The 13507-nt window shown below is 69.8% G+C and carries 14 protein-coding genes; 13 read left to right on the top strand and 1 reads right to left on the bottom strand.

Annotated elements, in window-relative coordinates:
- Positions 1-285: 285 nt before the first annotated feature.
- The 12 genes from ACFWY6_RS36870 to ACFWY6_RS36815 all read left to right on the top strand — a co-directional run bounded on the left by ACFWY6_RS36870 (position 286) and on the right by ACFWY6_RS36815 (position 11881).
- Entirely contained in the window at positions 286-1113 is an 828-nt protein-coding gene (locus ACFWY6_RS36870) for a hypothetical protein (protein WP_384699975.1), read from the top strand.
- Positions 1114-1304: 191 nt separating this feature from the next.
- Complete coding sequence (locus ACFWY6_RS36865; protein WP_384699973.1) at positions 1305-2117, top strand: GntR family transcriptional regulator; 813 nt, start codon at positions 1305-1307, stop codon at positions 2115-2117.
- A gap of 138 nt (positions 2118-2255) precedes the next feature.
- The gene (locus ACFWY6_RS36860) at positions 2256-3380 is read left to right on the top strand and encodes a TIGR03364 family FAD-dependent oxidoreductase (protein ID WP_384699971.1); all 1125 of its coding nucleotides are present in this window, start codon (positions 2256-2258) and stop codon (positions 3378-3380) included.
- Positions 3381-3400: 20 nt separating this feature from the next.
- Complete coding sequence (locus ACFWY6_RS36855; protein ID WP_384699979.1) at positions 3401-4081, top strand: HAD family hydrolase; 681 nt, start codon at positions 3401-3403, stop codon at positions 4079-4081.
- A complete protein-coding gene (locus ACFWY6_RS36850) occupies positions 4078-5148 on the top strand; it encodes an ABC transporter ATP-binding protein (RefSeq protein ID WP_384699969.1) in 1071 nt (356 codons plus the stop codon). Before ACFWY6_RS36855 ends, ACFWY6_RS36850 begins: the two co-directional genes overlap by 4 nt.
- A gap of 148 nt (positions 5149-5296) precedes the next feature.
- On the top strand, positions 5297-6100 hold the full coding sequence (locus tag ACFWY6_RS36845; RefSeq protein ID WP_384699967.1) for a 2-aminoethylphosphonate ABC transporter permease subunit: 804 nt from the start codon (positions 5297-5299) through the stop codon (positions 6098-6100).
- Positions 6087-6884 (top strand): ABC transporter permease, encoded by a 798-nt coding sequence (locus ACFWY6_RS36840; protein WP_384699965.1) that lies wholly within the window; start codon positions 6087-6089, stop codon positions 6882-6884. The genes ACFWY6_RS36845 and ACFWY6_RS36840 overlap by 14 nt, the downstream gene beginning before the upstream one ends.
- A 107-nt stretch (positions 6885-6991) precedes the next feature.
- A complete protein-coding gene (locus ACFWY6_RS36835) occupies positions 6992-8065 on the top strand; it encodes a 2-aminoethylphosphonate ABC transporter substrate-binding protein (protein WP_384699963.1) in 1074 nt (357 codons plus the stop codon).
- 162 nt (positions 8066-8227) lie between these two features.
- Entirely contained in the window at positions 8228-9709 is a 1482-nt protein-coding gene (locus tag ACFWY6_RS36830) for an alkaline phosphatase family protein (RefSeq protein WP_384699977.1), read from the top strand.
- An 81-nt stretch (positions 9710-9790) separates the two neighbouring features.
- Positions 9791-10570 (top strand): HAD-IIA family hydrolase, encoded by a 780-nt coding sequence (locus tag ACFWY6_RS36825; RefSeq protein WP_266866608.1) that lies wholly within the window; start codon positions 9791-9793, stop codon positions 10568-10570.
- Positions 10571-10672: 102 nt separating this feature from the next.
- The gene (locus ACFWY6_RS36820; protein ID WP_384699961.1) at positions 10673-11203 is read left to right on the top strand and encodes a hypothetical protein; all 531 of its coding nucleotides are present in this window, start codon (positions 10673-10675) and stop codon (positions 11201-11203) included.
- Between the two features lie 15 nt (positions 11204-11218).
- A complete protein-coding gene (locus ACFWY6_RS36815) occupies positions 11219-11881 on the top strand; it encodes a class F sortase (RefSeq protein ID WP_384699959.1) in 663 nt (220 codons plus the stop codon).
- Positions 11882-12166: 285 nt separating this feature from the next.
- On the opposite strand, the gene ACFWY6_RS36810 is transcribed toward ACFWY6_RS36815, so the two are convergent.
- A complete protein-coding gene (locus ACFWY6_RS36810; protein ID WP_384699957.1) occupies positions 12167-12934 on the bottom strand; it encodes an ANTAR domain-containing protein in 768 nt (255 codons plus the stop codon).
- Between the two features lie 160 nt (positions 12935-13094).
- Between ACFWY6_RS36810 and ACFWY6_RS36805 the strand changes: the two genes are divergently transcribed.
- Positions 13095-13507, top strand: a 413-nt coding sequence (locus tag ACFWY6_RS36805) for a glycoside hydrolase family 6 protein (protein WP_384699955.1), incomplete at its 3' end; no start/stop codon positions are given.

The following is a 13507-nucleotide window of genomic DNA, read 5'->3' as shown; positions in this document are numbered from 1 at the left end:
CTTGTTGGGGTTTGCGCTAGCTGGGGGGGGCCCCCCGGGGGGGGGGCGCCGAACCTCTCACCGCCCCGCGCCCCTTACGGGGCGCAGTTCCCCGCGCCCCTTACGGGCCGCTGAATTCTGCGCCAATCCGACTTGACCGAAGATCCGCTGAATCAGGGGAGTTGGCGCCGCCACTCGGGCGCATGGGGCTGTGGCGGGGGCGGGGGCGGACGGGCCCGCGTGGCAGGGTTTCGGCCCATGGCCAGTGGCTTCCGCCCGCCCGATCCGTGCTCAGCAAAGGCCCCTATGCGACTCCGCCGCCACCTCGCATCCGGCGTCACCGCAGCCGCTGCCGCCGCGTTGGTGGCGGGGGCGGCAGCAGGCGTGGAGGCGGCGGGGAGACCTCAGGGCCAGGTTCCGCGGCCGACCTGCGCCTCCGCCGTCCACGGGGAATTTCCCATCGATACGCAGATCGGGGGCGGCCCCGGCGCCTATGAATCCGGCGGCGGCTTCCGCGGCTTGACCGTCGAACTGGCCAACACCACACGCGGCACCTGCGGGAACATCCACCCCGTAGTCGTCATCGTCGACCAGGAGCGTCAGCTGCGGCCCCGGCAGATTCAGCTGGACTTCCACGACGGCACACGGTGGCGGCCCGTGCGGTTCGAGCGGACCGACCGGGACGAGAACGTCGGCGTCTTCGGTGCCGGAGGCAAGGGTGGCTTTGCCGGGTTCACGGTCGGGGCGGGGAAGCGGCTCAGCGTCAAGGTGCGGCTGTCCTTCACCTCCGACGCCCGCTCCGAGCGCGCCGTGGCCTCCGCCGCGATTGTTCAGCGGCGGGACGATGACGGTGACTGGGTGGGGGAGTCGCGGGACTACGCGTTCGCCATCAGCGAGGAGGAGGCCGGCGAGGGGGGTCGGGACGGGGGCGGCGGCGACACCACCGCGGGTGGCGATGGCGGTGGTCGTGAGGGCGAGGCGTCCGCCGGTGACGGGTTCTCGTACGCGGATGAGCTTGCCGCCACCGGGCCGGGCACGCTGCTCCGTGTCGGCGCCATTGCCGCGGCGCTGTTCGCCTGCGGCTGGGGCTTGACGGTGGGGGCGCGGCGAATCCTCGCCGGCAGGAGGCGTTGACGGGTGGTTCGACCGACCCGGTGACTGGGGCCTGCTTGTCGTCATGAGGCCGTCCGTGACTGGTCGCGCCCACGCGGCGGAGCCGCACATGTCACAGCCCCGCGCCCCTGACGGGGCCCGGTCGACGCCCCGCGAAGGCCCCGCACCCGCCGTTCACCCTCCAGTTCACCGACGTCTGCGAACATCCCTCCGTGAACAACCCGAACTCCCCGCACCCGCCCGCCCACCTGCTCGATCAGGCCCCCGGAGCGCCCATCCGCTCCGGTATCCCCGAGCATGGCCGCATCCCGAAGTACTACGCCGTCAAGGCCAGGATCGCCGCCCTGATAGAGGAGTTGGGGGACGGGCAGACGCTGCCGACCGAGCGGGATCTGGCCGTGCGGTACGAAGTCGCCCGGGAGACCGTGCGCCAGGCGCTGCGTGAGCTGCTGCTCGAAGGGCGGCTGCGCAGGCAGGGGCGGGGCACCGTCGTCGCCGGGCCCAAGCTGGAGCAGCCGCTCTCCCTGGCCAGCTACACCGAAGGGGTGCGCAGGCAGGGGCGTACACCTGGGCGAAATCTCATCTCACTCGACCGTTTCCCCGCCCCCGGGCCCCTCGCCGCGGAGATCGGCGTGAAGCAGGGGGAGCCCGTCTGGCACATGGAGCGTGTGCTGCTCGCCGACGACGAACGGGTCGGGCTCGAGAGTACGTATGTGTCCGTGGCCCGCGTTCCCGACCTCGACCGTGACTTCGAGCCGGACTCTTCCTTCTACGCCTATCTGCGCGATCGGCTCGGCATCTCCTTCGGGGACGCCGACGAGCGCATCGAGACGGTGCTTGCCACGCCTCGCGAGGCGCTGCTCATCGGTACGCCGCCCGCGCTCCCGATGCTGCTGATCCACCGCGTGTCACGGGACACCTCCGGCCATCCGCTGGAGCGGGTGCGCACGCTCTACCGGGGCGACCGCTTCTCCTTCACCACCCACCTGGGCGGCCGCGGCGACAGCGACAGCGACAACGGCTGAACCTCCCCTCCCCGAACCGCGATCGATCCACGACGATAACGAGAACGTAACGGGTCTAGGCCAACCTTGGGTGGCCGTTCACCGTCCCGTTGCCGTCCGGCCCCGTGCGGGTCACCCGTCCCCAGGAGCGTTGCCGTCGTGAGAGTCATCGTCGTAGGAGCCGGCGTGGTGGGAACCATGCACGCCTGGCACGCAGTGGAACGCGGCCACGAGGTCGTACAGATCGAGCGAGAGACCGAGGCCCGAGGAGCCTCGCTGCGCAACTTCGGGCAGATATGGGTGAGCGGCCGCGCCGGCGGCGAGGAGCTCGAAACGGCGCTGCGGGCACGTGAGTTGTGGCAGGGCATCGGCGAGCGCGTGCCGGGACTCGGCTTCCGGGCCAACGGCTCCCTCACCCTCGTACGCAACGAACGCGAGCATGCCGTCGCGCAGGCCGCGCTGGCCCGCCCCGACGCGGCCGAGCGCGGCTACAAGCTGCTGACCGCCGACGAGGCCCGCGACCTCAACCCCGCCCTGCGCGGCGAGTTCAGCTCCGCCCTGTGGTGCGAGCGGGACGCCGCCGTGGAGCCGCGCACGGCTCAACTCCGGCTGCGGGAAGCCCTGTTGGCGAACCCGCGTTACACCTTCCTGCCGGGGCGTGAGGTCCGCGAGGTCGTCGGTGAGAGCGCGGTGCGGGACGACCACGGTGACGTACACACCGGTGATGTCGTCGTGCTCGCCACCGGGGCCTGGCTCGGCGGGCTCGTGCGCGAGCTGGCGGGACCGGATCTGCCCGTGCGCCGCGTGCGCCTGCAGATGATGCAGACGGAGCCCCTCGGCGAGGCGCTCACCACCTCCGTCGCCGACGCGGACAGCTTCCGCTACTACCCGGCGTACAAGTCGGACGCCCTCGACGCGCTCAACGCCGGGCAGGCGCAGGCCCCGACCGCCGCCGCGCACAAGATGCAGCTGCTCATGGTGCAGCGCAAGGACGGCGGCCTGACCATCGGCGACACCCACGAGTACGAGCACCCCTTCGCCTTCGACACCCTCGAAGACCCCTACGACCACCTCACCGAGGTCGTCGAGGGCTTCCTCGGGCGGCCGCTGCCGAAGATCGAGCGGCGCTGGGCCGGGGTGTACGCGCAGTGCGTCGACACGAGCCGTGTCGTCCACCGCCAGCAGGTGCGCGACGGCGTGTGGCTGGTCACCGGGCCCGGCGGGCGCGGCATGACCTGCTCGCCCGCGATCGCCGAGAAGACCGCCGACGAGCTGGGATGGTGAGTGAATTGACCGCGAAGAGCATGGGTCTGGTCGTGCTGGACATGGCCGGGACCACCGTCGCCGACGGAGGCCTGGTCGAGCAGGCCTTCGCCGTCGCCGCGCAGGAACTCGGCGTGCAGCCGGGATCGGCCGACCACACCGCGAAGCTCGACTATGTGCGCGCCACCATGGGCGAGTCCAAGATCTCCGTCTTCCGGCACCTGTTCGGCGCGGAAGCCCTCGCCCAGCGCGCCAACGTGGCCTTCGAGAAGGCGTACGGGGAACTGGTGGACGGCGGGCGCATCGCGCCGGTCGCCGGGGCCAGGGAAGCCATCGAGGAGCTGCAGGGGGAGGGGCGGACCGTCGTCCTGACCACCGGCTTCGCCCGCGTCACCCAGGACGCCATCCTGGATGCGCTGGGCTGGCGTGACCTGGTCGAGCTGACCCTGTGCCCCGCCGACGCGGGCGGTCGCGGGCGGCCCTGGCCGGACATGGTCCTGAGCGCGTTCCTGCGGACGGGGGCGGTGGACGGCGTCCGGCAGATCGCCGTCGCGGGCGACACGGCGTACGACATGATGAGCGGCGTCCGCGCGGGGGCCACGGTCGTCGCGGGCGTGCTCACCGGGGCGCACGACGACGCGGCGCTGCGTGCGGCCGGCGCCACACACGTGCTCGGTTCCGTCGCCGAACTCCCCGGGATACTCAGGGGTGTTGACGCATGAGTGACAGCACCCCCGCACGCAGCGGTATCCGCTTCGATCATGTCTCGGTCGCCTATGGCAAGAACACCGTCCTCGACTCGCTCGACCTGACCGTCGAGCCCGGCGAGGTCATGGCCCTGCTCGGGCCTTCGGGATCCGGCAAGACGACCGCGCTGCGGGCCGTGGCCGGGTTCGTGAAGCCCGTGTCCGGGCGGGTGTTCATCGGCGAGCGCGATGTCACCGCTCTGCCGCCGCACCGGCGGGGCATCGGAATGGTCGTCCAGCAGTACGCGCTCTTTCCGCACATGCGGGTCGAGGACAACGTCGCCTTCGGCATGAAGGCGCAGAAGGTGGCCAAGTCCGGGATTCCCGGGCGGGTCGCCGATGCGCTGGAAATGACGGGCATGGGGGCGTACGCGAAGCGGTTTCCGCGCGAGCTGTCCGGAGGGCAGCAGCAGCGGGTCGCCATCGCGCGGGCGCTGGCCATTCGGCCGGGGGTGCTGTTGCTCGACGAGCCGCTTTCGGCGCTTGACGCGCAGTTGCGGTCGGGGATGCTGGCGGAACTCGCCCGATTGCACCGGGAGTTGCCCGACGTCTCCATTTTGTACGTCACCCATGACCAGGTGGAGGCCTTGACGCTGGCCGACCGGATCGCCGTCATGGACCGGGCGCGGCTGCAGGACTGCGGGACTCCGCAGGAGCTTTACCGGGCGCCTCGGAGTGAGTTCACGGCGTCCTTTGTGGGGAATGCGAATCTGCTGCCGGTGAGTGTCGCCGACGGGGGTGTCTCCTTTGCGGGGGCGTCGCTGAAGGTCGATACGGGGGAGGCGGTGGTGGGGGCGGCTGCCACGTTGTGCGTGCGGCCGCATCTGGTCGGTCTTGGGGATGGGCCCAACGCTCTTACGGGCAGTGTTGCCGAGGTGCAGTGGCGGGGGGCGACGCATCGGTTGTACGTGGAGGTCGGCGGGCAGCGGGTGAAGGCGGATCTGCGGGAGCTGCGGGATCCGCCTCGCCTCGGTGATTCGGTGACCCTGCATTTCGCCCCCGAGGACGCGGTGTTGCTGGGTGCGGGGGTGACCGATGGCTAGCTTCGGTGCGCGCCTCGTGAAGAGTGACCCGGCAGTGAAGGCTGTGCCCACCCGTTCCGCCGTGCGGAACGCCTGCCCACAGCCGGGGCGGACGGCGCAGGGCGGGGAACCCGGGCGGGAGGGTCGGGGGCGAAAGCTGCCCGCGTTTATGTGGGCCCTGCCCCCCATCGCGCTGCTCGGGGTCTTCTTTCTCTACCCCATCGCCCTCGTCGTCCAGCAGTCCGTGCAGCCCGACACCGGCGGGACCTCTCTCCGGCCCTACTCCGATGTGTTCGCATCCGAGGCGTTTCGGGAAGCGCTCGGGACCACCGTGTGGCTGGCCGTGGGGTCGACCGTGGGGTGTCTGGTGCTCGGGTTCGCGCTCGCGCTCGTCATTGCTTTCGTGCCGTTCCCGGGAGGAAAGGCCGTCGCGAAGTTCATCGACGTCTTTCTCTCCTTTCCGTCCTTCCTCATCACCCTCGCCCTGCTGCTCATCTACGGCACCAAGGGCATGGCCAACGGGATATGGACGGATGCGACGGGGGCTGCGGACGGGCCGTTCCAGTTCCTCACCACGCCCTGGGGTGTTCTCCTCGCCGAGATCACCTACTTCACGCCCTTCGTGATGCGCCCGCTGCTCGCCGCGTTCTCGCAGATCGACACCGCGCAGATCGAGGTCGCCTCCAGCCTGGGCGCCAAGCCCGCCCGTATCGTCCGGCGGGTCATCCTGCCCGAGGCGCTGCCCGCCCTCGCCGCCGGCGGCAGCCTCGTACTCGTCATGTGTCTGAACGAGTTCGGGATCGTCCTCTTCACCGGGGCGAAGGGTGTGACGACCCTGCCGATGCTCGTCTACAGCAAGGCCATTCTCGAATCCGACTATCCGGCGGCCTGTGTCGTCGCCGTGGTCAACATCGCGATCTCCGTGGGCCTTTACAGCCTCTACCGGGTGGTGAGCCGTCGTGTTGGTGCATAGCCGCAAGGGGAAATGGGCCACCTGGGTTCTCTTCTTCGTCTTCTTTCTGCCGCTCTTCGCGTTGCCGCTGCTCGTCATCCTCGCCGCGTCGTTCTCCTCGCACTGGTCGGGGGCCTTCCCGTCCGGCTTCACGGCCGAGCACTACGAGTCGGCCACCCGCGGGGAATCCCTCGAGGCGCTCACCACCAGCCTGCTCACCGCCGTCGGCGCGAGCCTGCTCGCGCTGACCGTCGGGGCCTGGGCCGCGCTCGCCGCCGCCTCGCTGAAGAAGGGCGGCAAGAGGGTGCTCGACACGCTCTTCGTGCTGCCCGTCGCCGTGCCGTCCGTCGTCGTCGGCCTCGCGATCCTCGTCGCGTTCAGCAAGCCGCCGATGATCCTCAACGGCACACGCTGGATCGTGATCCTCGCGCACACGATTCTTGTCACGGCGTTCGCCTACCAGTCGGTTTCGGCTGCCATCGTGCGTCTCGACCCGGCGTACGAACAGGCCGCCGCATCGCTCGGTGCCCGGCCCTCGTACGTCCTGTGGAAGGTGAAGCTGCCCCTCCTGCTGCCGTCCCTGAACGCGGCCGCCGGGCTCTGCTTCGCGCTCTCCATGGGCGAGTTGAGCGCCACGATGATGCTCTACCCGCCGGACTGGATGCCGCTCCCCGTGCAGATCTACGCGGCCACCGACCGCGGCTCCCTCTTCACCGGAGCGGCCGTCGCGGTGGTCCTGATGGCGGCGACGCTGCTCGTGCTCTTCGCCGTCTCGCGCATCCGCACCCGCGCCTCCTATCGCTGAACCGTCCGTTCCCGAACCGTCCGTTCCCGAACTGCCCGTCCCCGAACTGTCCGTCCCCGCAAGGTTCTGCACGTTCCTTCATGGTTCTTCAAGGAGCAGGAAACGTCATGTCCCGTCACGCCACGCGCATCAGAACGTTCGCCGCCGTCTCCGGCAGCCTCGTACTCGCCGGATCGCTCACCGCGTGCGGCGGCGACTCCTCCGCGTCCGACGCCAAGGAAGTCACCGTCTACAGCGCCGACGGCCTCAAGGGCGAGAACGGCGACGGCTGGTACGACCAGGTCTTCAAGGACTTCGAGAAGAAGACCGGCATCAAGGTGAACTACGTCGAGGGCGGCTCCGGCGAGATGGTGCAGCGCGCCGTCCGCGAGAAGTCCAACACGCAGGCCGACGTCATCATCACGCTGCCGCCGTTCATCCAGCAGGCCGACGAGAAGGGCCTGTTGCAGGCCTACAAGCCCAAGGGTTCGGAGGAGGTCGACGGCGCCGACAAGGCAGCCGACGGCAAGTGGACCTCCGTCGTGAACAACTACTTCGGCTTCATCTACAACAAGAAGGAGCTCGGCGGCGGCAAGGCGCCCAAGACCTGGGAGGACCTCACCGGCTCCTCGTACAAGGACAAGGTCCAGTACTCCACGCCCGGCGTCGCGGGTGACGGCACCGCCGTGCTCATCAAGGCGATGCACGACTTCGGCGGCAAGAAGCCCGCCATGGATTACCTGAAGAAGCTCCAGACGAACAACGTCGGCCCCTCCGCCTCCACCGGCAAGCTCGCGCCGAAGGTCGACAAGGGCGAGCTGCTCGCCGCCAACGGCGATGTCCAGATGAACTACGCGCAGTCCAAGGACATGCCGAACCTGGGCATCTGGTTCCCGGCCAAGGAGGGCGGCAAGCGCACCACCTTTGCTCTGCCCTACGCGGCCGGCCTGGTCGACAAGGCCCCGCACAGCGCCAACGCGAAGAAGTTCCTCGACTACCTGCTCAGCCAGAAGGCGCAGCAGCAGGTCAGCGAGATCGGCGGCGGCTTCGCGGCGCGCAAGGACATCAAGGCCACCGACGCCAACGCGGTCGCGCTCGACAAGATCGTCGACGGTGTCGAGGTCTTCGAGCCGGACTGGGCGGACATCTCCGAGAACCTCCAGACGTACGTGGAGGACTGGAAGGCGGCCACCGGCAGCTGACCTCAAGTTCACCTGGAATCACGAGAGTTCACCGCCGCACCTCTGTTCCCGGCCGTTCGGTAGCGAAAAGATAACGGGTATGGACCCAACGCCCCTGGTTCTCCGGGGGCGTTGGTCTGCGCTCCCGCCCCCTTCCGACTGGAGGACCACGTGTCGCCCCGTATGTCCCGCCGCTCGTTCCTCGTCTCCACCGCCGCGCTCGCCGCTGCCGCAGGCCCCCTGTCCGCCGTCGCCCACGCGGCAGCCAAAACCCCGAAGGTCCTGGTCATAGGCCTGGACGGCGCCCTGCTCAACAGAATCAAGGACGCCGAAGCGCCCGCTCTCAAGGCTCTGATGTCCGCCGGCCTCACCGCCCCCAGCGCCATCTACGCCAACCCGCTCGCCCCCACCTCGTCGGGCCCCGGCTGGTCGACGCTCATCACCGGCGTCTGGCCCGACAAGCACAAGGTGCTCAACAACGACTTCACCGGCCACCAGCTCGCCAAGTACCCGGACTTCATGACCCGCATCGAGGCCGCCAAGCCCGCGCTGCGGACGTACGCCGTCTCGTCCTGGAACCCGATCACCGACATCATCTTCTCCGCGAAGGTCGACACCCGGGTCTCCACGCCGTCCGCCGAGTACGACGCGGGCACCACGAGCCGCGCCGTCGCCGAGGTCAAGAGCGGCAACCCCGACGCCGTCTTCGTCCAGCTCGACAACATCGACCACGCGGGCCACGACAGCGGCGCCGCGAGCCAGGCCTACCTCGACGCGATCCACGGCGCCGACACCCAGGTCGGCCAGATCGTCGACGCCGTCAAGTCCCGCGCCACGTACGGCGACGAGGACTGGCTCATCATGATCACCGCCGACCACGGGCACACCGACCCGGGCGGCCACGGCGGCTCCAGCTGGCCGGAGCGCCAGACGTTCATGATCGCCACCGGCTCCACGGTCGCCGCGGGTTCGGTCCGTCACGACGTACGCATGCCGGACATCGCCGCGAGCGCGCTCGCCCACCTGGGCGTGGCGATCGACCCGGCCTGGGGCCTGGACGGCCGCCCGATCAAGGAGACCACGCCGGACGACTTCGACGCCCTGCGGGCCAAGCTGACGGGCCCGGTCGACGAGGGCGGCATCGGCTCCGGCGTCATCGGCTTCACGCACACGCCGCCGAGCGGCTGGAGCGTCGACAACTCCAGGATGGGCACCGGCGGCATCACCGAGTGGCGCGGCTGGTCCTTCACGACAGATGAATTCTGGACGAAGGCCGAGCGCGACCAGCAGCGCGAGCTCAACATCCGGGCCCGCGGCGTCTTCGCGGTCGCCGACGGCGACGAGTGGTCCGACAAGACCTTCTCGGGCACCTTCGACTCGACACTGATCAGCCCCGCGTACGACGTGACGGGCGGCCGCCCCGCCACGCTCACGTACACGACGTACTACCGCCAGGAGGCCCCGCAGAAGGGCGAGGTCCTGGTCTCGTACGACGGAGGCGCCCCGGTCACGGTGAAGACGTACACGGCGGACACGCCCTCCGTGGTCGAGAACGTCCGGCTCGATGTGCCGGCCGGCGCGCGAAAGGCTCAGGTCCGCTTCCGCTACACCGGGGGCAACAACTGGTACTGGGTGATCGACGGGGTCAAGATCAAGGCTTCCTGATTAGGCTGGGGGGCGTCGGCACAGCGCCGTCCCGGCGCCCCTCAGTCAACCCGCATATCGCAGACCGCAGGAGTGCACCCCATGGCAGAGCGCAAGCCCATCGAATCGTGGCTCACCGACATGGACGGCGTGCTCATCCACGAGGGCGTTCCGATCCCTGGCGCCGACGCGTTCATCAAGAAGCTCCGGGAGTCGGGCAAGCCCTTCCTCGTCCTCACGAACAACTCCATCTACACCGCGCGCGACCTCCAGGCCCGGCTGACCCGGATGGGCCTCGAGGTCCCGGTCGAGAACATCTGGACCTCCGCGCTCGCCACCGCCAAGTTCCTGGAGGACCAGCGGCCCGGCGGCACGGCGTACGTCATCGGCGAGGCGGGGCTCACCACCGCGCTGCACGACATCGGGTACGTCCTGACCGACCACGACCCGGACTACGTGGTGCTCGGCGAGACCCGCACATACTCCTTCGAGGCCATGACCAAGGCCGTACGGCTCATCAACGGCGGGGCGCGGTTCATCTGCACCAACCCCGACGAGACCGGGCCCTCCACGGAGGGGCCGCTGCCGGCGACCGGCGCCGTCGCGGCGCTGATCACCAAGGCGACGGGGAAGAATCCGTACTTCGCGGGGAAGCCGAATCCGCTGATGATGCGGACCGGGTTGAATGCCATCGGGGCGCACTCGGAGACCAGCGCGATGATCGGTGACCGCATGGACACGGATGTCCTTGCCGGACTGGAAGCGGGGATGGAGACGTTCCTGGTGCTTACTGGGCTGACCTCCCGTGCCGATATTGATCGGCATCCGTTCCAGCCTTCCAATGTTGTTGATTCCATCGCTGATCTTGTTGAGCGGATCTGAGCGCCGCTTCGCGGCGAATTTTTCCCGCCCGCCCACCCGTTTGCCTCGCATCGAGATGCGAGGTGGGGCTCTGCGCGTGAACCTCGTATGAGGAGGTTTACGATGCGTAGAGGCTTGCTCACCTTGCGTGGCATAGCCGCGGCGGCCGCTCTCGTCGCCGCCGCGGCCCCCGCCTACGCCCATGACCAGGGCAGAGTGCACGCCACGATCACGCCGTCCAGCGCCGAGCCCGGCAGCCGGGTGGAGGTCAGCGTCACGGGCTGTGGGGGGACGACGGGGGCCGCCAGCTCCGGGGCGTTCACCGGGGAGGCCAAGCTCACCGGGCGTGACGGCGACAAGTACTCCCTCAACGGCTCGGCCATGATCAAGAACGACATCGGCGGTGCGTACGACGTCACCGTCATCTGCGACGGCCACCCCCACCAGGGCGTCGGCACCGTGCAGGTCGGGCAGCAGAACCATGTCCCCGAGGCGCCGGTCCGCGCGGGCGGCGGCGGCAGCGCGCAGCTGGCCGTCACCGCCGAGGAGGAGGGACCCGGCACCCTGCACGCGGTGATCGGCCTGGTCCTCGCCGGGGTCGCGGCCGTGGCGGTGGCGTTCCGCAGCGTCCGCCGCCGGCGCCGCTCCGAGTGACGGGCGCCGAACGCCATGTCCGGCGGTGAACGTCCCTCCGGCACCAGCGGGCTCCTCACCGGCGTCGCCTGGGCGATGCTGCTCGTCGGGCTCTGGCTGTGGGGCAGCGAGATCACGGACGGCGGCGGCCACTCGGGCCCCACGACCGGCGACGTCGCGGCGGTCGGTCGCCCCTTCGGTGTCCAACTCCCGGACGCGCACGAGCCGTTGGCCCCCGCGAAACCGCAGCGGGTCGATGTGCCCTCGCTCGACGTGCGCGCGCCCGTGGTGGCCCGCGGCCTCGACCGGGACGGTGCGATCGACCCGCCGCCCTTCGAGCAGTCGGGCACGGTCGGCTGGTACGGCGGCGGGACGCGCCCCGGTGCGGCGGGCACCTCCCTGTTCGTCGGCCACGTCGACACCGAGACGCGCCCCGCGGTCTTCTACGACCTCAGCGCCGTGCGCCCCGGCGAGAAGATCAGGGTGACCCGCGACGACGGCTCGGTCGCCGAGTTCACCGTGGACGACGTCCAGGTGCTCAGCCGCGACCGCTTCGACGCGAAGAAGGCGTACGGCCCCCATGAGGACGGCCGCGCCGAGCTCCGGCTCATCACCTGCGGTGGCACCTTCGACCGGGCGACCAGGACGTATTCGGCGAACGTGGTGGTGTCCGCCTACCTCACCGGCACCAGGACGTAGCCAGGCCATGCGTACGAGAACAACCTGGCCCGGTCGGCGGCCCGCTCCCCCCGGAGCCGTCGACCGGGCTGGTCCTCGACCGCGCGCGCACGAGCTGCGGGAGTAACCCGGCGCCGGCGCGGGAGGCTCGGTGGCCGTTCCGATGGTGCGGAACGGGTCGGTCCGGCCGGGGGCTTGGGCCGTTGGAAACGACTTTAGAACGGATGAGCTCAGGAGCCTAGAGGTGGATTGACGCCATGTTGCATCACGCTTCCCCTCTGTGATCATCGCAGGTGGCGGCGGACGTCAGGGTGCTTCCCCGGAAGGTTCGGACCATTCGGCGCGCAGCGCCGCGTCGTCGAGCGAGCCTTCGATCACCGAAGTGGCGACCACCTCCATGACCAGCTGTTCTCGACGTGCGTACCGTCGCAAAGCGGCAAAGGCTTGGTCCACTGAGGTGTGCCAGCGCTCGGCGAGTATGCCTTTGGCCTGTTCAATTCGAATACGGCTGGTCAGGGCCGATTGGAGCTGGGTGCTGAGCGTTCGATACTCCGTGTAAGTGCGGTGGTTGCGCAGGCCGACCGCGGCCATGTCGGCGATCGCCTGAGCAAGGCGCAACTCACCGTCCGCGGCGCCGCCGTGGGACGCGTCGGCCACAAAGAGGTTGAGCGCGCCCAGCGTTGTCTCGCGCTGCCGCAGCGGAACCGCGTAGGTCGCCCCGATGCCGTGCGCCCGGGCCCGCGCCGTGAACTCGGGCCAGCGGCGCGCCGATTCGGCGGTGGTGAGCCGGACGGGCGGTACGGCCCGCCCCGTACCGAGGCTGTCCACGCACGGGCCGCCGCCCTGCTGGGTCTTGAGCAGGTCGAGGGCGAGCGGCTGGGGGTGACCGCTCGCGACGATGGCGGGCAGGTGGTCGCCGTCGACCAGTACCCCGGCCGCGGTCGCGTCGAGCAGTTCGACGCAGTGGCCGGCGACGCGGCTGAGGTAGAGCTCGGGATCGAAGTCGTCGGCGAGTGTGTCCGAGGCTTCCACCAGGACTTCAGCCAGCCGTAGTTCTGAGGTGTGGTCCCGCATGATCTCCTCCCAAGAGGGTCACCCCGCAGCCTGCGCCTACCCTCTGGCGCCGCGCTGTAACAGGTCTCCAACAGGTCCCGGCAGCGGACGGGCGGGCCTCGTGGGCAGGGAGTGCGTATGTCAGGATTGAGAATCGGACAGTGCACCCAAGGGGGAGTGGATGTACCACAAAGGCACCGGCCGCGGACATGGATTCGCGGCCAGGGGGGTGAAGGCTGCGGCGGCGCTTGCGGGGGCTGCGCTGCTGCTGTCGGGGTGCTCCTCCGATGACTCCGGCAAGGACAACGAGTCGTCGGGACAGCCGGTGAAGCAGCAGCCCAAGGGCACCGACCCGTACTGGGTCAACCCGGACGGCAACGCGGCCAAGCAGGTCGCCTCGTACGAGAAGGACGGCAAGAAGGACGACGCGGAGCTGATCCGGCAGATCGCCGAGCAGCCGGTCGCCGAATGGATCGTCCCGGAGAACGCGGAGGAGCAGGCGCGCGGCTTCACCGAGGCCGCGGAGAAGGCCGACCGGGACGCCCTGTTGGTCCTCTACAACATCCCGCACCGCGACTGCGGTCAGTACTCGGG

The organism is Streptomyces sp. NPDC059037 (assembly GCF_042740015.1).
In the GTDB taxonomy this organism is placed as follows: Bacteria; Actinomycetota; Actinomycetes; order Streptomycetales; family Streptomycetaceae; genus Streptomyces.
The sequence above is the reverse complement of the archived record's forward strand: the minus strand, read 5'-3'. Positions and strand labels throughout refer to the sequence as shown.